This is a genomic window from Paenibacillus xylanilyticus (assembly GCF_047246825.1).
In the GTDB taxonomy this organism is placed as follows: domain Bacteria; phylum Bacillota; class Bacilli; order Paenibacillales; family Paenibacillaceae; genus Paenibacillus; species Paenibacillus xylanilyticus_B.
The window spans coordinates 107,503-131,520 of record NZ_JBFOLB010000002.1 but is presented as its reverse complement, the minus strand read 5'-3'; the positions used below and the strand labels follow the sequence as shown (position 1 = coordinate 131,520).

At 47.9% G+C, this 24,018-nt stretch carries 28 protein-coding genes; 27 read left to right on the top strand and 1 reads right to left on the bottom strand.

Annotated elements, in window-relative coordinates:
* Nucleotides 1-20 precede the first annotated feature (20 nt).
* The 19 genes from trpD (at nt 21) to AB3N00_RS15190 (ending at nt 16,050) form a co-directional block, all read left to right on the top strand.
* Nucleotides 21-1,043, top strand: coding sequence for an anthranilate phosphoribosyltransferase (trpD, locus tag AB3N00_RS15280; protein WP_413036045.1), 1,023 nt, complete (start codon nt 21-23; stop codon nt 1,041-1,043).
* Nucleotides 1,033-1,824 (top strand): indole-3-glycerol phosphate synthase TrpC, encoded by a 792-nt coding sequence (gene trpC / locus AB3N00_RS15275; RefSeq protein ID WP_413035388.1) that lies wholly within the window; start codon nt 1,033-1,035, stop codon nt 1,822-1,824. Before trpD ends, trpC begins: the two co-directional genes overlap by 11 nt.
* Nucleotides 1,821-2,558, top strand: coding sequence for a phosphoribosylanthranilate isomerase (locus tag AB3N00_RS15270; protein WP_413035387.1), 738 nt, complete (start codon nt 1,821-1,823; stop codon nt 2,556-2,558). The genes trpC and AB3N00_RS15270 overlap by 4 nt, the downstream gene beginning before the upstream one ends.
* Nucleotides 2,555-3,754 (top strand): tryptophan synthase subunit beta, encoded by a 1,200-nt coding sequence (gene trpB / locus AB3N00_RS15265; protein WP_413035386.1) that lies wholly within the window; start codon nt 2,555-2,557, stop codon nt 3,752-3,754. The genes AB3N00_RS15270 and trpB overlap by 4 nt, the downstream gene beginning before the upstream one ends.
* The gene (trpA, locus tag AB3N00_RS15260) at nt 3,751-4,557 is read left to right on the top strand and encodes a tryptophan synthase subunit alpha (RefSeq protein ID WP_413035385.1); all 807 of its coding nucleotides are present in this window, start codon (nt 3,751-3,753) and stop codon (nt 4,555-4,557) included. The genes trpB and trpA overlap by 4 nt, the downstream gene beginning before the upstream one ends.
* Nucleotides 4,558-4,634: 77 nt before the next feature.
* Nucleotides 4,635-5,735, top strand: a complete 1,101-nt coding sequence (gene hisC / locus AB3N00_RS15255; protein WP_413035384.1) for a histidinol-phosphate transaminase — start codon at nt 4,635-4,637, stop codon at nt 5,733-5,735.
* 27 nt (nt 5,736-5,762) lie between these two features.
* The gene (locus tag AB3N00_RS15250) at nt 5,763-6,857 is read left to right on the top strand and encodes a prephenate dehydrogenase (protein WP_413035383.1); all 1,095 of its coding nucleotides are present in this window, start codon (nt 5,763-5,765) and stop codon (nt 6,855-6,857) included.
* Between the two features lie 650 nt (nt 6,858-7,507).
* Nucleotides 7,508-8,101, top strand: a complete 594-nt coding sequence (locus tag AB3N00_RS15245) for an RNA polymerase sigma factor (protein WP_175397862.1) — start codon at nt 7,508-7,510, stop codon at nt 8,099-8,101.
* Nucleotides 8,098-8,736, top strand: coding sequence for an anti-sigma factor family protein (locus AB3N00_RS15240; protein WP_175397863.1), 639 nt, complete (start codon nt 8,098-8,100; stop codon nt 8,734-8,736). The genes AB3N00_RS15245 and AB3N00_RS15240 overlap by 4 nt, the downstream gene beginning before the upstream one ends.
* Nucleotides 8,737-8,775: 39 nt before the next feature.
* On the top strand, nt 8,776-9,375 hold the full coding sequence (locus AB3N00_RS15235) for a histidine phosphatase family protein (RefSeq protein WP_413036044.1): 600 nt from the start codon (nt 8,776-8,778) through the stop codon (nt 9,373-9,375).
* Between the two features lie 235 nt (nt 9,376-9,610).
* Nucleotides 9,611-10,729, top strand: a complete 1,119-nt coding sequence (locus AB3N00_RS15230; RefSeq protein ID WP_413035382.1) for a hypothetical protein — start codon at nt 9,611-9,613, stop codon at nt 10,727-10,729.
* Between the two features lie 44 nt (nt 10,730-10,773).
* Complete coding sequence (locus AB3N00_RS15225; RefSeq protein ID WP_413035381.1) at nt 10,774-11,280, top strand: gamma carbonic anhydrase family protein; 507 nt, start codon at nt 10,774-10,776, stop codon at nt 11,278-11,280.
* A gap of 23 nt (nt 11,281-11,303) precedes the next feature.
* Nucleotides 11,304-11,483 (top strand): IDEAL domain-containing protein, encoded by a 180-nt coding sequence (locus tag AB3N00_RS15220; RefSeq protein ID WP_095292837.1) that lies wholly within the window; start codon nt 11,304-11,306, stop codon nt 11,481-11,483.
* Between the two features lie 148 nt (nt 11,484-11,631).
* Entirely contained in the window at nt 11,632-12,054 is a 423-nt protein-coding gene (locus AB3N00_RS15215) for a DUF2487 family protein (RefSeq protein WP_413035380.1), read from the top strand.
* Nucleotides 12,055-12,246: 192 nt separating this feature from the next.
* A complete protein-coding gene (locus AB3N00_RS15210) occupies nt 12,247-12,789 on the top strand; it encodes a ubiquinol-cytochrome c reductase iron-sulfur subunit (RefSeq protein ID WP_413035379.1) in 543 nt (180 codons plus the stop codon).
* Nucleotides 12,790-12,804: 15 nt separating this feature from the next.
* Nucleotides 12,805-13,476: a menaquinol-cytochrome c reductase cytochrome b subunit gene (qcrB, locus tag AB3N00_RS15205; protein ID WP_017687726.1), complete on the top strand. Its 672-nt coding sequence runs from the start codon at nt 12,805-12,807 to the stop codon at nt 13,474-13,476.
* A 21-nt stretch (nt 13,477-13,497) separates the two neighbouring features.
* Nucleotides 13,498-14,379: a c-type cytochrome gene (locus AB3N00_RS15200; RefSeq protein ID WP_413035378.1), complete on the top strand. Its 882-nt coding sequence runs from the start codon at nt 13,498-13,500 to the stop codon at nt 14,377-14,379.
* 113 nt (nt 14,380-14,492) lie between these two features.
* Nucleotides 14,493-15,119: a DUF1405 domain-containing protein gene (locus AB3N00_RS15195; protein ID WP_413035377.1), complete on the top strand. Its 627-nt coding sequence runs from the start codon at nt 14,493-14,495 to the stop codon at nt 15,117-15,119.
* A gap of 61 nt (nt 15,120-15,180) precedes the next feature.
* Nucleotides 15,181-16,050, top strand: a complete 870-nt coding sequence (locus tag AB3N00_RS15190; protein ID WP_413035376.1) for a sporulation protein YpjB — start codon at nt 15,181-15,183, stop codon at nt 16,048-16,050.
* Between the two features lie 93 nt (nt 16,051-16,143).
* Here AB3N00_RS15190 and AB3N00_RS15185 read toward each other — a convergent pair whose 3' ends face one another.
* On the bottom strand, nt 16,144-17,013 hold the full coding sequence (locus tag AB3N00_RS15185; protein WP_413035375.1) for a YitT family protein: 870 nt from the start codon (nt 17,011-17,013) through the stop codon (nt 16,144-16,146).
* Nucleotides 17,014-17,182: 169 nt separating this feature from the next.
* On the opposite strand from AB3N00_RS15185, the gene AB3N00_RS15180 reads away from it, so the two are divergent.
* The 8 genes from AB3N00_RS15180 (at nt 17,183) to AB3N00_RS15145 (ending at nt 23,718) form a co-directional block, all read left to right on the top strand.
* The gene (locus AB3N00_RS15180; RefSeq protein ID WP_056696770.1) at nt 17,183-17,512 is read left to right on the top strand and encodes a nucleotide pyrophosphohydrolase; all 330 of its coding nucleotides are present in this window, start codon (nt 17,183-17,185) and stop codon (nt 17,510-17,512) included.
* Between the two features lie 51 nt (nt 17,513-17,563).
* Nucleotides 17,564-18,088: a tetratricopeptide repeat protein gene (locus AB3N00_RS15175; protein ID WP_413035374.1), complete on the top strand. Its 525-nt coding sequence runs from the start codon at nt 17,564-17,566 to the stop codon at nt 18,086-18,088.
* 88 nt (nt 18,089-18,176) lie between these two features.
* A complete protein-coding gene (dapB, locus tag AB3N00_RS15170; RefSeq protein WP_413035373.1) occupies nt 18,177-18,980 on the top strand; it encodes a 4-hydroxy-tetrahydrodipicolinate reductase in 804 nt (267 codons plus the stop codon).
* A gap of 11 nt (nt 18,981-18,991) precedes the next feature.
* Nucleotides 18,992-19,432 carry a methylglyoxal synthase gene (mgsA, locus tag AB3N00_RS15165; RefSeq protein WP_413035372.1) on the top strand — a complete coding sequence of 147 codons (441 nt, stop codon included), beginning with the start codon at nt 18,992-18,994 and terminating at the stop codon, nt 19,430-19,432.
* A complete protein-coding gene (gene bshB1, locus AB3N00_RS15160; RefSeq protein ID WP_413035371.1) occupies nt 19,429-20,127 on the top strand; it encodes a bacillithiol biosynthesis deacetylase BshB1 in 699 nt (232 codons plus the stop codon). Before mgsA ends, bshB1 begins: the two co-directional genes overlap by 4 nt.
* 97 nt (nt 20,128-20,224) lie before the next feature.
* On the top strand, nt 20,225-21,385 hold the full coding sequence (gene bshA / locus AB3N00_RS15155) for an N-acetyl-alpha-D-glucosaminyl L-malate synthase BshA (protein WP_413035370.1): 1,161 nt from the start codon (nt 20,225-20,227) through the stop codon (nt 21,383-21,385).
* Between the two features lie 76 nt (nt 21,386-21,461).
* Nucleotides 21,462-22,754: a CCA tRNA nucleotidyltransferase gene (locus tag AB3N00_RS15150; protein ID WP_413036043.1), complete on the top strand. Its 1,293-nt coding sequence runs from the start codon at nt 21,462-21,464 to the stop codon at nt 22,752-22,754.
* Complete coding sequence (locus tag AB3N00_RS15145) at nt 22,741-23,718, top strand: biotin--[acetyl-CoA-carboxylase] ligase (RefSeq protein ID WP_413035369.1); 978 nt, start codon at nt 22,741-22,743, stop codon at nt 23,716-23,718. Before AB3N00_RS15150 ends, AB3N00_RS15145 begins: the two co-directional genes overlap by 14 nt.
* The last annotated feature ends 300 nt before the right edge of the window (nt 23,719-24,018 follow it).

Genomic DNA, 24,018 nt, shown 5'->3' with positions numbered 1-24,018 from the left:
CAGTAAGCCAAACCGAAGGTATGAAGGAAGGCCTTGCCAAAATTTTGGAGGGCAACCACCTCGAGCAGGCGGAAGCACGTGACTTGATGTACTCAATCATGAGAGGTGAAGCTACTCCGGCTCAGATCGGCGGGTTGCTTATGGCTCTTCGAATGAAGGGGGAAACGGTGGACGAAATCACCGGTTTTGCCGAAGCGATGCGCGGACAGGGCGGTCGAATACTTACCGACGGAAGCGGATTGTTGGATACTTGCGGAACTGGCGGATCGGGTATTCACAAGTTCAATATCTCAACAGCTTCAGCCATTATTGCAGCAGCAGTCTCTGTTCGTGTAGCGAAACATGGCAATCGATCCGCTTCAGGTAAGGCAGGCAGTGCAGATGTGCTGGAAGCCTTGGGTGTCAATATTCATCTTAATGGGGAACAGGCGAGACAATGTCTCGATGAGATCGGCATTTGCTTCTGTTTTGCACAAGTGTACCACCCGTCCATGAAACATGCGGCTGCCCCGCGTAAAGAGCTGGGTGTGCGTACAATTTTTAATATGCTTGGACCTCTCACCAACCCTGCGGGGGCGGATCGTCAACTGCTTGGGCTGTATGATCGCAGCCGAACGCCAATGATTGCTGAGGTGCTTAATCGCCTAGGTTTGAAAAGGGCCCTTGTAGTTGCCAGTCATGATGGCCTGGATGAAATCAGCATATCCGCACCTACACAGGTATCTGAACTGCGTAATGGCGAGGTTCATACGTATGACATCGATCCACGGAATATGGGCTTGTCTCTACATCCACTTGAAACGGTTCTTGGAGGAGATGCTCTCCAGAATGCCGAAATTATAAAACGAATCTTCCGCGGGGAGCGAAGTGCCTACCGTGATGTCGTTCTGTTAAATGCAGGAGCTTGCATCTATCTTTCAGGTCTTGCGGAGACCATCACAGAAGGGGTGTCCATGGCGGCAGATGCTGTGGATTCGGGCAAGGCAGCGATGAAGCTGGAACAGTTAATACACACAACGGAGGCGTACAGTCATGTATCTTGATCGAATCGTAGCAACGAAACAGCAAGAAGTTGAAGTGTTGGCCCAAACGTTTCATCTGGAAGAGGCCTTGAAGCAAATCGAAACACTGCCGGCTACTCGCGGGTTTGAGCGGGCTTTATCGCAGAAACGTAACCGGAGACTGGGTCTTATAGCCGAGGTGAAGAAGGCTTCACCATCCAAAGGGCTTATTCGTCCGGATTTCCACCCGGTAGAGATTGCCTCTGCCTACGAACGGTCAGGGGCAGATTGCATCTCTGTACTGACAGATGTCTCCTACTTCCAAGGTAGTGGAGAATATTTGCAGGCCATTCATCAGGCTGTAAATATTCCACTGCTGCGTAAGGATTTTATTATTGATGAGCGCCAAATCGCCGAGGCAAGGCTGCTCGGTGCAGATGCCATTTTGTTGATTGCAAGCATACTGACACCGGAGCAGATCCGTCAGTATTTGTTATTTGCCAAAAGTATTGGACTGGATGCCTTGATTGAAGTACACGATCGCGCCGAGCTGGAGCAGGTACTGGAGATTCCGCAGGCAACTCTTGTTGGAATCAACAACCGTAATCTGAAGACGTTCGAAACCAGTCTGAGTACGACGCTCGATCTGATGGAGTTAATTCCGGAAAATGTAACGTTAATCAGTGAGAGTGGAATTGACGGTCCGGAGCGTTTGGAATCTCTAATAGAGGCTGGTGTGCAGGGTATCCTTGTCGGAGAACATCTGATGCGCAAGGATGACGTGGAAGCAGCCGTCTATGAACTGATGGGGCCAAAAGGATGAATACATTTGTAAATGACGGTGCTGGCGGCAAAGAGAGCACGCCGACTAGACCATCGGCAGTGGCAGTAAAAATTTGTGGACTTCAGGACGTTGAAGTGCTAAAATCTATGATAAACTTGCCGATTGATTACATTGGTGTAGTCTTTGCCGAGTCCCGTCGCCGAATCGAACCGCAAAAGGCAGCCGAGTTAAGAACGGTTCTACTGAACTGGACAGCGTTAGAGCGGCCGAAACTGGCGGGAGTATTTGTGAATCCCACATTCGAAGAGCTGGAAGGTATCATGGAGGTGGCTCGCCTGGATGTCATCCAGCTGCATGGGCAGGAGTCTCCGGAGTTTTGTAGGCAGGTGAAGCAGCGCTTTGGCACCGAGGTTTTTAAGGCTCTTTCTTTTCCCAAGGATGAAACGGGCGCGGAAGCGAACGATACTGCCGTGACGGTACTTGATCCTTATCAAGGCGTTGTGGATGCCATATTACTTGACACTTATGATCCACTGTACGGAGGAGGTTCCGGTAAAACCTTTGCCTGGGAACGTATCCCCGATTATGCCGAATGGGCATATCAACATGGAATTGCGTTGTTTGTAGCTGGGGGATTACAGCCGGATAATGTAGAGCAACTGATACAGAACTATGCACCAGATGGCGTCGATGTTTCCAGCGGCGTGGAGTCTGATGGCGTGAAGGATATTGCAAAGATCACAGCATTTGTAGAAAGGGTGAAGCAGGCATGACACATCAATTGCCGGATCAACACGGTCGTTTCGGTCCCTTCGGAGGCCGCTTTGTACCCGAGACACTAATGAACGCTCTAATCGAATTGGAAGAGGCCTACGGTCGTTACTCTCAAGACGAGGAATTCAATAAGGAACTGAATTATTTGCTGAGCGAGTACTCCGGACGGGAGACGCCGCTATACCACGCGGAACAATTGTCTCGCCATTTGGGAGGACCGAAGATCTACCTGAAGCGCGAAGATCTGAATCACACGGGTGCACATAAAATAAACAATGCGATCGGGCAAGGATTGCTTGCCAAACGTATGGGGAAAAAGAAAGTCATCGCCGAAACGGGTGCAGGACAGCATGGCGTTGCAACAGCAACCGTTGCCGCTCTGCTGGGTCTTGAGTGCAAAGTGTTTATGGGTGAAGAAGATACAGAGCGTCAACAATTAAACGTATTCCGAATGAAGCTGCTTGGGGCGGAAGTGATTCCAGTGACCTCAGGCACACGAACGCTGAAGGATGCGGGTAATGAGGCGCTTCGCTACTGGGTTAGCAACGTGGAGGATACGTTCTACGTTTTGGGCTCAGTTGTTGGTCCTCATCCATATCCCATGATGGTGCGTAACTTTCAACGGATTATCGGGGATGAAACACGCAGACAGATTCAGGACATCGAAGGGCGTCTTCCAGACGTTATCGTTGCAGCTGTCGGTGGCGGAAGCAATGCGATTGGCATGTTCTATCCGTTTATCGGAGATCAGGATGTGAAACTTGTGGGTGTCGAAGCTGCGGGCAAAGGTGTGGACACTGAATTCCATGCAGCGACAATGAGCAAAGGAACACACGGCGTATTTCAGGGCTCCATGAGTTATTTGCTTCAGGATGAATATGGACAGGTTCAACCGGCTCATTCCATCTCTGCAGGTCTGGATTATCCAGGAGTTGGACCGGAGCATTCCTACCTGAAGGACATTGAACGTGCGAAATACGTACCGATTACAGACCAGGAAGCACTGGATGCGCTGCAATTGCTCAGCCGTACGGAAGGCATTATTCCGGCGCTGGAGTCGGCACATGCCGTCGCTCAGGTCGTTAAACTTGCACCTGAACTTACAGCAGACGATATCGTTGTCATCTGTTTGTCGGGTCGGGGAGACAAAGATGTTGAATCCATTATGAAATATACGGGAGGTAATTTGGCATGAATCTGATGGACCAGACCTTCCGGCGTTTAAAGGAACAAAATCGAACAGCACTCATTCCATTCCTGACCGTTGGAGATCCCGATGTGGAGACCACAATAGATATAATTAAGGAGCTTGAACAGGCCGGAGCGGACATATTGGAGCTTGGTGTCCCCTATTCTGATCCGCTTGCGGATGGTCCTGTCATTCAGCGCGCATCCGAGCGTGCCTTGAAAAGCCAGATTTCCATTCGTACCTGCATGGAAACAGCAGCCAAAGCACGCGAGGCTGGGGTTAAACTGCCATTTGTGCTGTTTACTTATTACAATCCAGTGCTGCAAACCGGACTTGATCTGTTTTTTGATGAGCTTATCAAACATGATATTAGTGGCATGATTATCCCGGATCTTCCGATTGAGGAAGCAGAGGATATGCGCCGCCGTGCGGACGCTGCTGGAGTGCATCTGGTTCCACTGGTGGCCCCTACATCCAACGCGCGCATTGAGCGCATCGTGACAGGAGCGCGAGGCTTTATCTACTGCGTCTCCTCACTGGGTGTAACGGGGGAGAGAGCTTCCTTTTTCGATGGGGTGGAGAGCTTTATTGAAACTGTAAAAAGTTTTACAGACCTGCCGGTAGCGGTAGGGTTCGGCATATCGAGCCATGAACAGGTGGAACGGTTTTCCCGCATTTGTGACGGAGTTGTTGTGGGAAGCGCCATCGTCCGCCAGGTCGAAGAAGCCATTCCTCTTCTTGGAAACCCCGATACCCGTGAGACCGGACTGTTGCAAATTCGCAACTTTGTGGCACAATTAAAAGGATAGGGACATAACGACGTGTTATATTCCCCGGTACATGTTTCGGCATGTGATTTATAACTTAATTACAGGAGGCGGTCGGGTTGAAACCGAAATCCCAGATTGTCAATCTGCCTGTGTACCAACCGGGCAAACCGATTGAAGAAGTGAAACGTGAACTGGGGCTTGAGCAAGTCATCAAGCTGGCCTCCAACGAAAATCCATACGGCAGCTCTCCTGCTGCACTGGAAGCCATTACGAAAGAGTTGGCCAATGTTAGTCTGTATCCCGACGGCAGTGCGGTAGGGCTGACAGAGGTGCTGGCGAAACATTTGGGTGTAGAGCGGAACAACATTATTTTTGGCTGTGGATCGGATGAGATTATCGCCCTGATTACCCGAGCTTTCTTCCTTCCGGGGGATGAAACAATCATGGCGGATCAAACGTTTTCCGTGTATAAGAGCAATGCTGACATTGAAGGTGCTGTGACGATTGAAGTTCCACTCAAGGATGGGACGCATGACCTGTCATCTATGCTCGCGCAAATTAACGACAGAACCAAAGTAGTCTGGGTATGTAACCCGAATAACCCAACTGGAACGATTATCTCTAAACAGGAGCTCGAGTCATTTATGGATCGTGTACCTGCTCATGTCATGGTTGTGTTGGACGAGGCGTATTATGAATTTGTAACCGATGCGGCTTATCCACAGAGCATTTCGATGCTGGAACGTTATCCGAATCTGGTCATATTGCGAACCTTCTCCAAAATTTATGGTCTGGCATCACTGCGCATCGGATATGGTATTGCACGTCCGGAAGTGATCGATCTGATCAACCGTGTTCGTGAGCCGTTCAACACATCGCGTTTTGGTCAGGCTGCAGCAACAGCTGCACTCCTGGACCAAAAATTTGTTCAGGAATGTGCAGAGCTGAATGCATCTGAGCGTGATTTTCTGCAAAATGAGTTTACACGCCTAGGCTTGCCATACTTTGCTTCGCAAGGCAACTTCATCATGGTTGATCTGGATATGCCATCCAAAGATGCGTTCCAATCCTTGCTCAAACAAGGCATTATTGTGCGCCCTGGATTCCAAGTCTATCCAACATACATCCGTGTGTCTGTTGGCACACCGGAGCAGAACCGTGCGTTTGTGAAGGCACTGGAGAACACGCTGGCTGAGAAGGCGATAACAAGCACCTAATCACCGGCGATGAAAGAGTGAGGACCCATGAAACTAAAAATTGCAATGATTGGTGTAGGGCTCATCGGCGGTTCACTCGCGCTTTGCTTCAAAGGCAAGCCGGATGTTACCGTGATGGGCTATGCACATCTGCCTGAACTGAAGGACAAGTACATAGCGAGTGGTGTAGTCGATGACGCTACACTCTCTCTGGAGGAAGCGGTACAGGATGCCGACTTTATTTTTTTGTGCGTGCCGGTAGGTTTACTTGAATCCTATTTTCAACAATTGGCTAAGCTGCCCTTGAAAAAGGGTTGTATCATAACGGATGTTGGCAGTACCAAAGCGTCGATCGCTGCCTGTGCAGAGCATATACGCATGACGGATGCCTTTTTCATTGGCGGTCATCCCATGGCCGGTTCTGAGCGTGCTGGCGTGGATGCTGCTTCGGCCGTACTTTTCGAAAATGCGTACTATGTTTTGACTCCATCCGCACATGTCCCGGAAGAGGCCTACACCCGCCTGTCCGAACTTCTAGCGTACACGCGGGCACAGATCGTCCGGGTTGAACCGTTGCTGCATGATGATATTGTGGGGGCTATCAGCCACTTGCCACATGTCATTGCGGTTGCACTTGTGAATCAGGTGCGCGAATACAATGAATCAAACCCGCTGTATAAAATGCTGGCGGCAGGTGGATTTCGTGATATTACACGAATTGCTTCCAGTGATGCGATCGTATGGCGTGATATTCTGCTGAGCAACCGTGAAGTGCTTCTCGGTCTATTGAAGGACTGGAATAACCAGATGTCTGCCTTTACAGAGATGCTGGAGAACCAGAACGGTCAAGGGATTGAAGAAGCGTTCCGTCAGGCCCGTGAATTCCGCAGCGTACTGCCCGAACGCCGTAAAGGCATGATTTCACCGCTGTTTGATTTATATACCGATGTGCAGGATGCACCGGGGATGATTGGTAAAATCGCAACCGAGCTTGGAACACATGACATCAACCTGAGTAATCTGGAGATCATTGAGAACCGGGTTGATGTGCCAGGCATCATGCGTTTGTCCTTCCGTCAGGAAGAGGATATGGAACGTGCGAAATCTCTATTGGATTCCTTGGGATATCAGGTTTGGGTGTAAGAAAGAGGTGAAAAAAAGAGGGCTGTAGCCCTCTTTTTTTATGTCGCTAACCTATTGTTAAAGTACGTTATCTGAAAAAGGGCAAAAAAAAGACCGCTTACATAAGCGGCCATTGCTCACGTGGAGCAATACAGTTATTGGATAGGAGTGGAGAGAAACCATACTGTACTTTTATTATATGTATACGTTTTCATTTTGTCAACACTTTAAGTGAATTTGTTAAAAATAATAATAACTTACGTAAATTCAGGAAATATAATCCTTCAACTCAGGGGTGGAATAAAAAAGATTAAAATTTTGAAACCTTTTTGAATCCTCATACGTCTAATGAGTGTGCAATGTGCATTTTTGCCAAAAAGAGTTCTAATGGCGTCATACAAGCGTAATAAGTTGCATAAGAATGACAGGTCGGGCTTTTATGGAGCACAATGAATTTGCCAGGATGATGCTGACCGTTGTACAATAAGTACTGTTAATGTAGAAACGTTGGGGAAATTGCCATTACATAGGGGAATTTGGCGTAGGCCTGATACGGTCCTTACGCTGTTTTATGCGGTGAGAACCGCAACTTTTTTGTGCCTGTTCGGTAATACATGGATAGAATCGAACGGGGAGAAGCACATGGATGGGCGAGGAGGGGTCGCACTCAAATGACGGATTCCCAGTTGATTCGAGAAATCAAGGAAGGTAACCTGGAGTTATATTCCGAGCTGATGCGTCGTTATCAGCGTAAAATACTGGCTTTCGTATATCATATGTTGAAAAGTTCCAATATGGAGCTGCTTGCGGAAGATCTCTGTTCTGAGACTTTCTATAAGGCGTACCGCAGTTTGCACTCGTTCCGTGAGGTGGATGCCTCATTCTCAACTTGGCTATACACCATTGCGAGAAATACGGTGCTGAGTGAACTGCGCAAGCAGCGCAGTGGAAGCGTTCCTCTTGAAGAGAGCGGTGTCGTACCAATTGCTCCTTCCGAGAACGCGCCAGAGCATGCTGTACTGCGCAGTGAGCGGGTAATGCTGGTTAGAGATGCCATTAACAACTTACCGGAGAAGCAGCGTTCTGCCATAATACTCCGTGAATATGATCAACTAGACTACCAGGAGATTGCCAATATTCTTGGGCAGAGCGTCAGTTCTGTAAAATCGTTATTGTTCAGAGCAAGATCAAGCGTAAAAACTCAATTGGAGCCTTATTTCTTCGAACCGGTGTACGAGCCATATGAAGGGATGAAGAACCGATGAATTGCAATGAAGCCCAGGACCTGTTTGCACTGATCTGGGACTTGCCGGCAAATCATCCGCAGCGGATTGCTTTTCATGCCCATCTGGATGGTTGTGAGGACTGTTCGCAGCAGTTTGAGGTTTGGGAAGAAGCCCAAATATTGCTGCACAGCATACCGGAACCCGTGACAGAGCAGCAGGCAGAGAGAGTCAATCGCAATGTAATGGACCGCATTTATGCGGAGTCACCATGGCTTTTGCCTGAAGAGGCAAAGGTGAATCGATTCTCTGCTGCGATCCGCAAGCATATGTCTTTGTGGATTGCTGCGTTTCTGGCCATTTTTTTATGCAGTTTCTTGTACATGGCGATGTTTAAGCCAGAAGTATCTGAAGCTGAGCAGCAGCAAAGCGTGGTTTCTACGGGAATACTCGAAACAGCTGTTGCTGGTAGCGATCTGACTGCTTCAAGCATGTACCAGTACAACATGCCAGGGGCAGACAGAGGGAGTATCATTGAACCCTTTGTCGTAAGTATGGGACCTGCGTATCCGGGATACTGGATGGCATTGTCACTGCTTGCCATAGGCATGGCTCTGTTTTCACTGGGGCGCATGCATCGTACGACGAACAAACGTAAACAAGGTGCACGTGCATAGCTAACCTGCCGTTCACCGTATAGAGAAATGAGGGATGAGATGCGGATTGGGCTTATTCGTCACGGTCTTACTGATTGGAATGCTGCAGGACGTATTCAGGGGCAGACCGATATCCCTTTGAATGCGGAAGGGCGTCAGCAGGCAGAACGGCTGGGAAGCCGTCTGTTGACAGAGGAGTATCAGTGGGACTATATCATCACCAGTGGTTTATCCCGTGCACAGGAGACAGGAGAGATCATCTCTAAACTGTTAAATGTTCCTATGCTTGAGCCTGATGCACGTCTGAAAGAGAGAGGGTTCGGTCAAATCGAGGGTCTGACCTCGGATGAACGAATTGCCCGCTGGGGAACAACCTGGGAGACGCTGGATCTGGGACAGGAGCAGATTGTTGATATACAGGCCCGGGCTTTAGCGTTCCTAGAAGATCTATGGGCTGCATATTCGGACAAAAATGTGCTCATTGTGACGCATGGCGCTTTTCTGGCCAATCTGTTATCTGCCTTGTACAAAGACCGCTATACGGAACGAATTGGAAACTTGTCGCTTACGATTCTGGAAAAAGAAAAGGAAGACTGGAGTCCCTTGTTATATAACTGCACACGACATCTATCTTTGGATTCGGCCAAACAATCTGAGTAATTGGACTCAGGTTGTTTTTTTTGTTTTCAAACAGCGAAGCTGTCGTTCTATATCATTTCGAGCCTCTCATTTTTCTTCTGAGCAGACAAGTTGGGGCATAGTATGGTTAAAACGATAAAAGATTTGTGCAAAGAGGTTTAGATCCTTGGAATTCCGTCAAACATGTTTACAAAACCAAACTACTCAGGCCCCGAATCAGTAGCCAAATAGTAGTCAACGGCGAGGCGATGGACCCATGAATCTAGCGGATATGCTTACTTTTGCCGATATCGGCCAGCTTAATCGTATAGCAGACTATTACCAATGTGAGTGTAAGCCGAATTCCAAACATGAACTCATCCAGAGCATTCTCACGACATTGGGCAGCAGGCGATTTTTTGAGCAACAGGTTAGCGAACTAAACGTGGTGCATCTGCGTTTTTTGAACAACCTGCTATTTGACCCCCGACAATACTTTGGCATGGAAGAGCTTGTCGCCATTGCACGTCAGTCGATGGACAAAAAAGAAAGCGACGCTGGCGCCAGTCCGCGCGATCTGATTGTTCGCTTTACCAAGAGCGGGTGGTTGTTTAACGGAACAACACAGCATACCAAGTACCTGTATCAGGTGCCCCAGGATTTGAAAATGAGATTCCGGGATGTGTTATCAGCTCACCTGAAAGCGGGTATTAAAAAGACAAGTGAACCACCCATGTATAGGGATGAGTACCATCTGCTTGTAGACGATCTCAAGTTGTTTCTGCAATTTGTTCAGCATCATGAGATCCCCTTGAACGCAGAGGGCATGATGTACCGCCGTTCCCAGCAGCAGGTGATGGATCATCTGCATGTCAGCGAGACATTGGTTGGAAAAGCAGGCTGGAGGTTTGGCTACGGCCGTTCCTTCAAGGACTATCCTGACCGTTTTGCATTTCTATACGATTATGCATTTCACCACCGTCTAGTTCGGGAAGAACAAGGACTGCTGAAACTGTCTGCATCTGGCGAAGACAAGCTGGGGGCAGAGAAAACTGCCGAAATGATACAGCTATTTCGGTTTTGGTTAAGACTTTATAAAGGTGCAATTCCAAATTTGTCCTCCATCGTCTACTGGACAGGGGAGTGTGCATCAGATTGGTCCACAGCAGAGTCTTTGTTTCGTCAGATTGGTCCGTTGATACAGCCGTTTTATTACGACACGCCGGAGACCATTTATGAAACAAGAGTCATCAAAATGATGCTTCATCTGGGAATGCTTCGCATTGGAGAACAGGAGGGTGGAGGAACCGTGCAAATGACGGCCTGGGGCCTACGTTTGGCTGCATCCTGCCGATCGCTGTCGGGAGACACAACTCCTGTGATGTTTGACATTTAGAGGACATGTTGCTAAAATCACTCCCAAATTAAGGAGTGATAGTGATGATAATTCCGTTCAAAGGTCAACAACCACAGCTTCATTCTTCGGTGTATGTGGCTGAAGGCGCCAAACTTATAGGTGATCTGAAAATAGGCGAAGAGTCGACGATCTGGTTCAATGCAGTACTGCGGGCTGATTTGGCACCAATCTTGATTGGAGAACGCTGTAACATTCAGGATAATGCTGTAGGACATGTCAATACGAATCAACCTCTGATTCTGGGGGACGATGTTTCCGTGGGACATGCTGCGATTATTCACGGTTGTCACATTGGAACAGGCTCACTGATTGGTATGGGAGCCATTCTTCTCAATGGAGCCGAAGTTGGTGAATATACACTAATCGGGGCCGGTTCTGTTGTAACTGAAAATACTAAAATTCCGCCCTATACCCTCGCTTTGGGAACACCGGCCAAAGTGATCCGTGAACTGACGGATGCCGACCTTGAGCGGATGTCCAGGACATCACTTGGTTATGTTGCCAAAGGTAAGGAATATAGGAGCTCTTAAATCCGTTTTGGAGGTGCATCCTATTGGATAAAATGAAAGTTACGTATGAAGTCATGTTGGGGCTGGCTGCTGAGATGGTGTGGGACGAAGCGCTTCGTAAACAGCGTAGCGAGAAGCTGTATATGGAAATCGACAAGGCGTTGGCTACCGGAGACGAAGTAGCTTTCCGGAGTCTGACGGATGAACTGAAAACCATAAACTGATGATTAGAACAGATAAAACAGGAAATGCGTCATTACGCATTTCTTTTTTTGTTTCTGTAAAGAGAGGTTTACGGATGAATCTATAGATTTACATCGAAGGCTCATATATAATATGGGAATAAAATGGATAGAGAGGGGAAATAGGGAATTGAAATTCAGTGAGATGACTCAAGACAGCTGGGCTGAACTGCAACTCTATCTGGATACATGCCTTATCCCATTTACCGGTCTTACGGGAAATCAATCGCCGGCTGAAGCTACGGAGGCGCTAGAGAGGCTTAGAGATTTTCTGGACACGGTTGAAGTTCCATTCAAGGGACGAATCATGACGTATCCTGCATTTCATTTTGCTTTTCAGGAAATGTCAATGGCATTAAACACCATATGTGAGCAGCTTAAGCATTCCGGATTCAAATATGTGGTGATAATGACATCTGATGGTTTTTTGGAACAGGATAAAATTCCGTGTGCAGATCTTGTTTTTAGTCGTTCCAAATTGACTGAGCAAATGGATGAAATGAAAATAGCGAGTTATGTCGGGGGAAAAGTCCGGGAGATGTGGAAAAGCTAACTTTAATTTATAATTGTGACAATTTATCAACAGTTTTTTAATAACGCTTACAAATGAAGCTTAAAAATGTGTGACAAATTCTTGACGGTGTTCTAGGGCTACTATATGATTATGTATGTTCTAGTAAGTCGTGGAATTTCTGATAATGAAAACGTATGAGAGAGTTGGCTGACAAAGGGGGTTGGAGACAGTATGAGCAGTGAGCATGACCAGCACGAAGCCTCGAACAAACCGCCAAGCCGGATGGAAATGTCACGCAGGCAGTTTTTGACGTACACGCTTGGTGGAGCTACAGCCTATATGGCCGCCGGTGCGATTCTTCCTATGGTCCGTTTTGCGGTGGACCCGATTTTGCAACATAAGGGAGAAGGCACTTCTGTCAAAGTAGCTGAAATCAGCAAAATTACGAACGAACCTCAAGAATTCACATTTGAACTGCAGCAACAGGATGGTTGGTATTTGAGTAATGCTTCGCTAGTGGCATGGATTCGTAAGGATGAGCAGGGTAAAATTTATGCGCTTTCACCAATCTGTAAACATTTGGGTTGTACAGTGGGATGGAACAGTGACAAAAATTATCCTGATGAGTATCATTGCCCCTGCCATGGCGCGCACTATGACAAGGAAGGGAAAAATCTTGCCGTAGCCCCGAAACCGCTGGATGAATATGTGGTCAAGGAGGATCAGGGCTGGGTTTATCTGGGCGAGATTGTTCCGAACACCCGAGTGAAATAGGAGGCGTGAACGCAGATGTTTAAAAATGTCTATGATTGGATTGACGAGCGTCTCGACATCACGCCAATCTGGAGGGACGTTGCGGATCATGAAGTTCCAGAGCACGTAAACCCGGCTCATCACTTTTCCGCATTCGTCTACTGCTTTGGTGGATTGACGTTCTTTATCACCGTAATTCAGATTCTCTCAGGAATGTTTCTGACGATGTACTATGTGCCTGATATCATCAATGCCTATGCCAGTGTCGAGTATTTGCAGACCAAAGTAGCTTTCGGCCAAATTGTGCGCGGCATGCACCACTGGGGAGCCAGTCTGGTAATCGTTATGATGTTTTTACATACGATGCGTGTGTTCTTTACAGGCTCTTATAAAGCACCGCGTGAAATGAACTGGGTCGTGGGCATGTTGATCTTTTTCGTCATGCTGGGTCTGGGATTGACAGGATACCTGCTGCCATGGGATAACAAAGCCTATTTTGCAACCAAGGTTACCCTGGAAATTGCCAATACCGTTCCTTGGCTGGGGCCAATTATTAAGGAATTCCTGCAAGGTGGAACCATTGTAGGTGCGCAGACGTTAACGCGTTTCTTTGCCCTGCACGTCTTCTTCCTCCCCGCTGTGCTTCTGGTGCTTCTGGTCGGACACTTCATTATGATCCGCAGACAGGGCATTTCGGGACCACTATAATCTGAGAAGGGAGGAATCGTAATGGCTCACGGACACAAGTCTGATGATCAGGAAAAGATTATCTTTGTCGGTGATTCACGCGTCCGCAAAGGGGCAGGGTTCATTACCCCGCCAGACTATACGGCGTATCCAGGCAAATCCGAGGCATTTATACCTAACTTTCTGCTAAAGGAATGGATGGTTGGCGTTGTTGTACTGGTGGGTATTCTGGTACTGACCATTTCTGAACCCGCACCGCTTGGTTATCCGGCCAATCCCAGTGCATCCGTTATTCCGATGCCGGACTGGTATTTCCTTTTTCTGTATCAGTATCTGAAATATCCTTACGCTTCAGGCGATTATGTCCTGCTTGGTGTGTTGGGGGTCAGTGGGGTGGCCTTCGGTGCTTTGCTGCTCGCCCCGTTCTTGGATACAGGCAAGGAGCGACGGTTCTACAGACGACCCATTGCTTCATCCCTGATGGTCTTGTCGATTATTTCCGTGTTTTACCTGACGAATGTGGCCTGGACACACTACAAGCACGAGCTTGAAGCGACAGGTCAGAAGCCTGAACATATTCAGCGTGAGGAAGAGGCACACGAGAAGCATGAACAAGGTCTGCCAACTTCGAATGCACCGGGCCAAAAGGAAGAAGTGGCTATCGTTGAGAAGGATGATCCTGCGATGGAAACGTTCAAGAAAGCAGGATGTGTATCTTGCCATGCTGCTGATATGAAAGGTGCTGCTGGTCCTTCACTTCGGGGTGTTGGTGACAAGCACAGCCAGGAAGAGATCCTGACCATTATCAAAGAAGGATACAACAGCATGCAGCCTCAGTATGACAACGCCATCGCCCAAGGCCTGACAGACGACGATATCAATCACCTAGCGGAATGGCTTGCGAAACAGAAGGCAGAACAGTAAAATCGAATTAAGCCAAAAACCTGACTGTTGTTGCGGTCAGGTTTTTTTGAGGTGTTTTACCAATCAACGCTACATGAGTTTATAGAAACTGTAAGAAGGAAGGGGCAGCGAACGTGTCTTTATCGTTTTTCTGGAGCCGGGAGTTTCTGACTAATCGGTATTTCCTGTGGCTTCTATTTTGGTGTAATGCGGTAGGTACCGTGTATGGGTACATATGGTACGGTGATCAGCTGGAACTGACACTGGCCGAACAGCCATTATGGCAGGTTGTATTTGTTCCGGACAGTCCTACAGCGAGTTTATTTTTTACCCTTGGTCTTTTATGGGTCTTGTATAAACCCAAATCGGTTGTACTCAACCGCATTGGACATGTTATTCAAGCTCTCGCTGTGGTCACATCGGTGAAATATGGGGTCTGGGCAGTATCCATAATTTTTGCTGGTTGGATGCAGGGTGGGTCGCCGCATTGGCAGGACTGGATGCTGATCGCCTCACACAGTGCCATGGCCATCGAAGCGTTGATTTATGTAAGATTTTTTGGTTTCAGATGGATGGCGCTGCTTATTGCCAGTCTATGGACATTATTGAACGATTCGATGGACTATACATATGATATTTTCCCTTGGCTCCCTAGTGCTCTCTATGAGCATCTGGATGGTGTACGCAATTTTACATTCGGACTGACACTGGTCAGCATCTTGTGTGCATGGCTTGCATTGAGACAGGCCAAACGAACCTGATTTCGTAAGCTTGTTCTAAGCTGCTCTGCCCCGCCATACATTGGTGATGGGGGGGATGTCCATGAAGAGAACGTTCTGGATCAAAACCGGATTAATGGTAGTATCGTTCATGGCTCTGTTGTTCTGGACGAACTTGTCATACAGTGTATCTGCACTAAGCAAAGGGAATGGTGATGGGACGGATCAGCAGGTTCTCGTCAATAGTTCCATTCAGCAGCTTAATGAGGAAGCGACTTCACTTTACAGACATGCCTTGGAGCATAATATTGAGGAAGTCAGAAACAGTATTATGCGTATTAGCGAAAGATTGGAACATATCTCGTTTGAAGGCCAGACGACGGTCGAAGGCATACATGCTATATCCGAAACAATCGTGGAAGTCAAAGAAGCAGCGGTCCGTGTTAAAAGTGACGATACTGGTCTTCAGCAGGCTTCTGCCAAACTGAGACTGGCTGCCGACAGTCTTGCTAATCCAGCCAAACCATTATGGCTCCAATATTATAAAATTGTGCAAAATGATCTTCAGGCCTTATCAACCGCTGTGAATCGGCATGAGAATGGAGCAGCGCTTTCCAGCCAATATGCAGTGCTTGAGGAACATTATGAAACGATTCGTCCGGCGGCGATGATTCGCCGAGAACCATACGAGATAGCTCAATTGGACGCTTGGTTATCTCATACCAAAGGACTGACTGCAGCCAAACAACCAGATATAGCTCAGCTGCAAAGCATGGTATCCCAAGGTGAAGAGTTGGTGAATCAATTGTTTGGACGCGAGAAGGATGAGAGCGCATTTGTGCCATTTGTACAGGGGCCGAATCGGAGAGCGGCGGGACTGTTTATTACGTCCGTGATTGTAGCAGCACTCACCTATGCAGGATACCGCAAGTATCGTGCGCAGCAGCAGGGCATATTTCCATTCCGGCGTTGATGACCTACCTTATGTGCCATGAGAAAAACCTCTCCGAGGAAAAGCCGATGGGCTCCTTTCTGGGAGAGGTTTTCTTTTTTTATATTGTCATACTTAGCTTTCTTTAAAGCCTTCCCCGTGTACGTCATGGACGTCACTGATAATGACAAAAGCCCGGGGGTCAACGGACCTGACGATGGTTTGCAGACGCCTGAATTCCTGACGGGAAATAACGCAGTAGGCAACATGTTTCGCTTGCTTGGAGTAAGCACCGATGGCTGGAATCAGTGTTACGCCGCGGTCCATTTCCTTTGTAATCAGTTCGGCAATCTCGGGGGCATGGTCACTGATGATCATGAATGCTCGAGCGGAATATGCCCCTTCCTGAATAAAGTCGATAACCTTGGAAGCGATAAATACGGCAACCAGCGTATACAGTATTTTTTCTTTTGGAATGTAGATTAGGGAGATGCCAATAATAATAAAATCGATCCCCAGAAGGATCCGGCCCATACTCCATCCATATTTCCGGTTGAGAATGCGTGCGATAATATCGGAGCCGCCTGTCGTACCGCCGGAGCGGAATACAATGCCCAGACCAGCCCCAAGAGTGACACCTGCATAAAGTGCCGCCAGCAAGAGATCGTTCTCCGTATGGAGCGGCTCAATCCACCCCCAATGAATCATTTTCTCAAACAACCACAGAAACACGGTGAGCGCGCCGATCCCCACCCCTGTGTAGATCATCTGTCTGCCACCCAATATTTTGAGTCCGACCAGAAAGAGAGGAACGTTAATAACCAGGGTTGTCAGAGAAGGAGAGAAGCCGAACGCGTAATTTAACAGGACGGTGACCCCGGTAACGCCGCCTTCCATCAGCTGGTTGGGGATTATAAAGTACAGCAGTCCAAAGGCATACAAAGCGGTACCCAGCAGAATAGGGAGAATCAGTTTGAATTGAACCCATGTTTTGGCAGTGCTCATAAGATCCCTCTCCATATGTAAATTAATGATGAAGCAATACTTCCCATATAGTATACCTATTTATTGATTCTTTAAAAATGATTTGTGCCTTATGATGGTGGAAGTAAAACGGAATAACTGATATATTAGGAACAAATACGACACAATTTCAAAAGGAGAATCCGTTCTCATGGAGAAAAGCATCGCAGAAATGCAGCGCGAGGTTGACCTCTACATCTCCCAGTTCAAGGAGGGCTACTTCAGTCCGCTGGCCATGCTGGCCCGTATGTCCGAAGAGGTTGGAGAGCTTGCTCGGGAAGTCAATCACGAGTTCGGTGAAAAGCCGAAAAAAGCATCCGAAGCAGACAATTCCATTGAACTGGAGCTTGGGGATATTTTGTTTATCACGATTTGTTTTGCCAACTCGCTCGGGATCGATCTCGCGCAGGCACACGACAAAGTCATGCATAAATTCAATACACGCGATGCAAATCGGTGGACTCCAAAAAACACCGATTAGGCGTAGATTACATATGCTGTACCATCACCCGATTGGGGAGGGACAGCTTGGATGATGAAGCCGGAAGATTATATGCAGCAGGCTTACCGCTGTATTTTGCAAAATGATTTTGAGCAGGCGATCCGTTGGTTTGAATCGGCCATTCTTGCTCACCCGGAACATGCGGAGCTCCACTATCGCTGTTCCATTACGCATGCCCGCAGCCAGCATCTGGGCCCGGCGCTGGAACATGCACGCAAGGCAGTTGATCTGTCCGGCGGCACAGAGGAATATGTCCTGCATTTGCAGACATTGGAAGCCAAGCAGCTAAGCACACAGGCGAAGGTTTTGCTTGAACAGGCGGGCAGCGGTATGCAGGAGCGTTACGCTCGGGCAGCTGCTTTGCTACAACAGGCGGTTAAGCTTGATCCCCTGTATGTTGAAGCTCATGTGATGCTTGCACTGGCATATAGCGATCTAAATGAGTTCGATCGTGCAATGAAGGCTGTCCGGGATGCGTTATCGCTGGACCCGCAGAACGGGCAACTGCATCAGTTGTACCAACAAATCAAGCAGCGTAAAAATTCCATTCAATAAGAAATCCATTTTATCTGCATCGTGAAGGCGATGTGAAGAAATGGATTCAAATGATTGATCCAACATACAGTGAGGAGATGCAGCCAAGATGAGTGAAGTAATAAGAGTTGCCGTAATCGGAGCGGCTGGCCGGATGGGCCGGGAAGTGGTGAAGCTGGTGCTTCAGGATCCAGAACTGGAGCTCGCTGCCGCGGTTAACCGCTCCGGTGCAGGCACGGATGCCGGAACCCTTGTCGGTCTTCCCGAGTGCGGAGTGCTCGTAACCGATGATATCGAAATGGCCTTTGCTGAGACCAAACCGCAGGTTATGGTTGATTTTACAATACCGCAATATGCTTTCGCTCATACAGAACTTGCGATCCGTTATGGAGTCAGACCCGTTATGGGGGTTACCGGCTTCACAACGGAGCAGATTGAACAACTGGACAAGCAGTGTCAGGATAAAGGGATTGGAGGCCTGATTGCTCCAAACTTCTCCATCGGTGCCATATTAATGATGAGATTCGCAGCCCAGGCAGCCAAACATATGCCTAATGTTGAAATTATTGAGTACCACGGGGATCAAAAGCTGGATGCGCCTTCAGGAACAGCGATTAAAACGGCTGAATTGATTGCAGCCAACCGGGAAGAACTTCGTCAGGGTAACCCGAATGAAGAGGAGACCATTGAAGGCTCACGGGGTGGATACTATAACGGATTCCGTATTCATAGTGTTCGTTTACCAGGTGTATTTGCACAGCAGGAAGTGGTATTCGGCGATTTTGGCCAAACGCTCAAAATTCGTCATGACTCCTACGAACGTGCAGGATACATGCCTGGTGTTAAAATCGGAGTGCAGAAGGTTATGGAATATACAGGACTCATCTACGGATTTGATCACTTTATCGACTAAAGGAGATTATCATGTTGAAAATCGCATTTATCGCCCATGATCGCAAAAAAGAAGAGATGGTTAACTTTGTCACTGCCTATGAACCCGTATTTACTGACCATCAACTATATTCTACAGGTACAACGGGCCTTCGTATTATGGAAGGTACGTCCCTGAAAATTCACCGGTTTGAATCCGGTCCTCTAGGTGGAGACCAACAGATCGGTGCTTTGGTTGCACAAAATGAAATGGATCTGATTATTTTCCTGCGTGATCCGCTGATGGCTCAGCCACACGAACCGGATATCAATGCACTGCTTCGATTGTGTGATGTACAGGGCATTCCGCTCGCAACCAATATCGCAACGGCCGAAATTCTGGTTAAAGCACTGGATCGCGGAGATTTTGGCTGGAGAGAACTTGTGCATAAATACAAACCGGAAGCTGGACTGAATCAAGGTGATTCCCAATGAGTCTCGATATTCTGATTTTTGGGGCACACGCTGATGATGCGGAGATTGGTATGGCGGGAACAATCGCCAAACATACTGCCGCAGGCTTGAAAGTTGGCGTGTGTGATCTGACAAAAGCAGAAATGTCATCCAACGGGACTGTAGAGCGCAGAGCCGAGGAAGCGGAGGAAGCCTCCCGCGTCCTCGGTCTTTCGTGTCGAACCAATCTGGGTTTGCCAGACCGTGGCTTATACATAACCCCTGAACATATTCAGGCTGTGACGGCAGAGATTCGTCGTCACGCACCGCGAATTGTATTTGCACCTTATTGGGAAGACCGCCATCCGGATCATGTCATGTGCAGCAAGCTTGTACAGGAAGCGGTATTCAATGCCAAGTTGCGAAATTATATGCCGGACATGCCTGCCATCCAAGTGAAGGAACTGTATTTTTACTTCATTAATGATATTGGGCCAACGGATTTGATTGTCGATATTACGGAACACTATGAGCAAAAGGAAAGATCGCTGCTCAGTTATCGTTCTCAATTTGAATCAGGAGCAGGTACGGTTTCTACCCCATTAAATCAAGGGTATATTGAACGGGTAAGAGCCCGAGATTCCTTGCTGGGTCAGCGGAGCCTGATACCCTTTGCTGAAGGATTTGCAAGTATTACACCTTATGTCGTTGGGCAGTTTGGCGCAGCAGTCAGGTAATATCCTGCTGCGCTTGCTCGTATCCTGATATATCGTTTTATTTTCCGTTGCATTACATCAACCTGCAAACGCGGGAGATCAAAGGAGCGTCCACCGGATGGATCAAAAATTAAAGATTGGTATCACCTGTTATCCGTCCCTCGGAGGGTCTGGCGTTGTCGCAACGGAGCTCGGCAAATTGCTTGCCGAACAGGGTCACCAGGTTCATTTTATTGCGAATAGTATCCCGTTCCGTTTGGGTACTTTTCAGAAAAATATTTTTTACCATGAAGTTGAAGTGAACGATTATTATGTTTTTCGGTATCCACCATATGATCTGTCGCTGGCAACCAAGATGGCCCAAGTTGCTAAGGCCCAGCAGCTGGATCTGCTGCATGTGCATTATGCAGTTCCACACGCCGTATGTGCCTTCTTGGCCAAACAAATGGTGGGCGAAGACCTGAAGGTAGTTACGACGCTGCACGGGACAGACATTACCGTTCTTGCACAGGACGAATCCCTGAAGGATCTCATTCGCCTTGCGATTAACGAAAGTGATGCCGTAACTGCGGTCTCACAGGATTTGATTCGGGAAACGGTAGATCTGCTGGACATACAGCGTCCAATTGATTTGACCTACAATTTTATAGATAAACGAATATACTACCCTCGGGATGCTGCCAGTCTGCGCAGGGATTTTGCAGCGCCGCACGAGAAAATATTGATGCATATCTCCAACTTCCGACCAGTGAAGAGAACACAGGATGTTGTTGAAGTTTTCCGTCAGGTACAGGAGCAGGTTCCAGCCAAATTGTTATTTGTTGGTGAGGGGCCTGATCTGCCTAAAATCCAATGGAAAATCAATGACATGGGATTGAATGATAAAGTTCATTTCCTGGGTAAACAGGATGATATTGCACAAGTCATTTCCATGGCGGACATCCTTATGCTGCCTTCCGAGAAAGAAAGCTTCGGACTCGTGGCTCTGGAAGCGATGGCTTGCGGTGTGCCAACGGTCGGATCGCAGGCGGGAGGAATTCCGGAACTCGTACTGCACGGCAAAACCGGATATTTATCCCCGATCGGCGATACACAGTCCATGGCTGAGAACGCGATTCGTATATTAACAGACGATCGACTGGCTGCTGATTTCAGGGAAGCTTGTCTTCGTAGGGCTCATCATGATTTTTGTAACGATGCAATCCGGCATGAATATGAACAAATATACTATCGGGTGCTGGGACGTGAAGTTCCCAAACTGAAGCCCGTTTGTGGTTGATCTGTCGTAATCTTCGGCAGAAACAGCGGACTAAGGGAATACTGAGCAACAGGCAGGTAATGAGGTGATTGGTTTGGTGCAATGGACAAAGGTAGACCCGGAAATGGCTAGGCAGAGTGAAGAGGTGCTGCTGAAGTTAAACGAAGAAGGCTATGATGCCTTTTGGGTCGGTGGTTGTGTCCGTGACGAGCTGCTTGGACGCAGTGTAGATGATATGGATATTACAACCTCGGCTTCTCCTGAACAAGTGATGGAACTGTTCGCGGACTGTATTCCGACAGGACTTCAGCACGGTACGGTTACCGTACGTTCAGGCGGCTATTTTTTTGAGGTCACAACATTCCGCACGGAATCGGAATATAAGGACAATCGAAGGCCGTCTGAGGTTCGGTTTGTCAAGGATATAAAAGAAGACTTGCAGCGTCGTGACTTTACGATGAATGCCCTTGCGATGGACAGAAACGGCAAAATCGTGGATCCCTTTGGGGGCCAGGCGGATATTCGTGAAGAATGGATCAGATGTGTGGGTGCAGCAAACGAGAGATTCGGTGAGGATGCACTTCGTATGCTTCGCTGTGTCCGGTTTGCATCGGTATTTGATTTTAAGATTGCATATAACACATGGAAAGCCCTTGTGAAACAAAGAGATCTGCTTCAACATATTGCCATGGAACGGGTTCGTACCGAAATGGTGAAAATGATGGCTGGCCCCCATCCGCTGAGAGGATTGGAACTGCTCTCCCGCAGCCGAGCGTTGGAATTTATCAAGGCCCCAGTTTACGGGGAACGATTTGATAAAAACGTATTGGTTTGTATCGAACAATTGTCGGGAGTAAACGTCTTGCTGCGCTGGTCCCTCCTGCTGATCTCGGGTCAGTATATAAGGGAGGAAGCGGATGCTTTACTGCGCAAGTGGACCTTTTCCAATGATGATCGTTTGCGGATTACAGGGGTTCTTCAAGTTAAGGAATTAATGAAAACGGTGATTCGTGATAACAAGGACCAACGAATGCTACGATCGGAATGGATTATTACCGTATTAACGTGTGGGCGTCAGGCAGCCGAGGACTGGCTCAAAATACAACCACTTCTTCCTTCTGATTCGAGCCTTTCCGCTTCAGCAGAAAAGTTGTATCAAGATATCTATGCCAATGCAGCGGAGTGGAGTCAATCCATGAAGGTGCACGAACTGAAGGATCTCGAAATTACCGGAGAGAATATTCTTGAACAGCTGCAGCGTAAGGGTGGACCTTGGCTCGGTCAGCTGATGAAGCACTTGTTGCGTGAAACGGCGATTGGAAATATAGCGAATCAGCGTGAAGCGCTGACCGCTGAAGTGAAGCGGGTGGTTGCAGATGACCAAGCATGAAGAACTGTTACATATGTTAATGAATGCGGACGGGCAATTCGTGTCTGGTGAAGAAATCAGTAAGAACCTGTCCATTAGCAGAACGGCAGTCTGGAAACATGTGAACAAATTGCGTGATCTTGGGTACGAATTTGAGGCTGTTTCCCGCAAAGGATATCGCCTAATAACGAAGCCCGACAGTATTGATGCAGCAGGGCTCCAGCTGGCTCTGCAAACGTCAGTCTTCGGCCGTAAGGCAGTGATTCTGAATTCGACGTTGTCTACTCAAGGCGATGTTCAGCAAATGGCTGAACAGGGGCAGGCCGAAGGTGCAGTGGTCCTTGCTGAAGAACAAACGGGCGGACGGGGCCGATTCGGTCGTAAGTGGTATTCTCCGCCTGGCAAAGGCATCTGGATGAGCATACTGCTGCGTCCAAAGCAGCCCCTTCGGAACACTCCCCAGCTGACATTGTTAACGGGTGTTGCCGTCTGCCGGGCCGTTCGGGCCTATACCGGGGCAGATGCTGGTATCAAATGGCCGAATGATCTTTTGATCAATGGTCGCAAGATGTGTGGCATTTTGCTTGAATCTGCGGTTGAAGATCATGAACTGCGATACTGCATCGCAGGCATTGGGGTGGATGTCAATTTTGAGCTTGCGGATTATCCGGAAGACTTAACTTCAATTGCCACTTCGATCAAAGTGGAGACAGGGCAGCAGGTGGATCGAACGAAGTTGGCAGCGGCCATTTTGAACGAGCTGGAACATCTGTACTTTATGTATCAAAAAGAAGGTTTCGGTGTAATTGCGTCATTGTGGGAAGCTTTGTCCGTTTCAATTCACCGTGAGGTGAAGGTTTCAAACCCGCAGGGAAGCATCGAGGGAATGGCTATTGGTCTGGATCCTTCAGGTGCATTGATTGTAGAGAAGCCAAGTGGAGAACGCATCACCGTTGTATCGGGTGAAATATCTCTGATAGAGTAAGGAACTTGTCGAATTTCCACTAAAATAATGAACATAACACGTGAAGTTTGGGCTGATCTTTGGTATACTGTGTTCGTGAGGCGATATCGGCTATTGCAGACCGAATTGCACTCCGGCAACAGTATGCCTAATTGGCTTGAATATGAACAGATGCATAGCAAAATTGAAGATGTGTTAAGTGAGTTGTTGGATTCTGCTCTGAGCCGAAGAGGACCGAGACAGAAGGGACGATCGCAAGTGACTCTTTTTTGACTTTTCGGGACTTTTTAGTGGAAAACTAAAAGGTTTTTTTGTTGCGTT

Bases quoted from the DNA above. Each gene is read 5' to 3' on its own strand.
- trpD (WP_413036045.1), top strand. From the start codon at position 21: ATGAAGGAAGGCCTTGCCAAAATTTTGGAGGGCAACCACCTCGAGCAG.
- trpC (WP_413035388.1), top strand. From the start codon at position 1,033: ATGTATCTTGATCGAATCGTAGCAACGAAACAGCAAGAAGTTGAAGTG.
- AB3N00_RS15270 (WP_413035387.1), top strand. From the start codon at position 1,821: ATGAATACATTTGTAAATGACGGTGCTGGCGGCAAAGAGAGCACGCCG.
- trpB (WP_413035386.1), top strand. From the start codon at position 2,555: ATGACACATCAATTGCCGGATCAACACGGTCGTTTCGGTCCCTTCGGA.
- trpA (WP_413035385.1), top strand. From the start codon at position 3,751: ATGAATCTGATGGACCAGACCTTCCGGCGTTTAAAGGAACAAAATCGA.
- AB3N00_RS15250 (WP_413035383.1), top strand. From the start codon at position 5,763: ATGAAACTAAAAATTGCAATGATTGGTGTAGGGCTCATCGGCGGTTCA.
- AB3N00_RS15245 (WP_175397862.1), top strand. From the start codon at position 7,508: ATGACGGATTCCCAGTTGATTCGAGAAATCAAGGAAGGTAACCTGGAG.
- AB3N00_RS15240 (WP_175397863.1), top strand. From the start codon at position 8,098: ATGAATTGCAATGAAGCCCAGGACCTGTTTGCACTGATCTGGGACTTG.
- AB3N00_RS15235 (WP_413036044.1), top strand. From the start codon at position 8,776: ATGCGGATTGGGCTTATTCGTCACGGTCTTACTGATTGGAATGCTGCA.
- AB3N00_RS15230 (WP_413035382.1), top strand. From the start codon at position 9,611: ATGAATCTAGCGGATATGCTTACTTTTGCCGATATCGGCCAGCTTAAT.
- AB3N00_RS15225 (WP_413035381.1), top strand. From the start codon at position 10,774: ATGATAATTCCGTTCAAAGGTCAACAACCACAGCTTCATTCTTCGGTG.
- AB3N00_RS15210 (WP_413035379.1), top strand. From the start codon at position 12,247: ATGAGCAGTGAGCATGACCAGCACGAAGCCTCGAACAAACCGCCAAGC.
- qcrB (WP_017687726.1), top strand. From the start codon at position 12,805: ATGTTTAAAAATGTCTATGATTGGATTGACGAGCGTCTCGACATCACG.
- AB3N00_RS15200 (WP_413035378.1), top strand. From the start codon at position 13,498: ATGGCTCACGGACACAAGTCTGATGATCAGGAAAAGATTATCTTTGTC.
- AB3N00_RS15190 (WP_413035376.1), top strand. From the start codon at position 15,181: ATGAAGAGAACGTTCTGGATCAAAACCGGATTAATGGTAGTATCGTTC.
- AB3N00_RS15185 (WP_413035375.1), bottom strand. From the start codon at position 17,013: ATGAGCACTGCCAAAACATGGGTTCAATTCAAACTGATTCTCCCTATT.
- AB3N00_RS15180 (WP_056696770.1), top strand. From the start codon at position 17,183: ATGGAGAAAAGCATCGCAGAAATGCAGCGCGAGGTTGACCTCTACATC.
- AB3N00_RS15175 (WP_413035374.1), top strand. From the start codon at position 17,564: ATGATGAAGCCGGAAGATTATATGCAGCAGGCTTACCGCTGTATTTTG.
- dapB (WP_413035373.1), top strand. From the start codon at position 18,177: ATGAGTGAAGTAATAAGAGTTGCCGTAATCGGAGCGGCTGGCCGGATG.
- mgsA (WP_413035372.1), top strand. From the start codon at position 18,992: ATGTTGAAAATCGCATTTATCGCCCATGATCGCAAAAAAGAAGAGATG.
- bshB1 (WP_413035371.1), top strand. From the start codon at position 19,429: ATGAGTCTCGATATTCTGATTTTTGGGGCACACGCTGATGATGCGGAG.
- bshA (WP_413035370.1), top strand. From the start codon at position 20,225: ATGGATCAAAAATTAAAGATTGGTATCACCTGTTATCCGTCCCTCGGA.
- AB3N00_RS15145 (WP_413035369.1), top strand. From the start codon at position 22,741: ATGACCAAGCATGAAGAACTGTTACATATGTTAATGAATGCGGACGGG.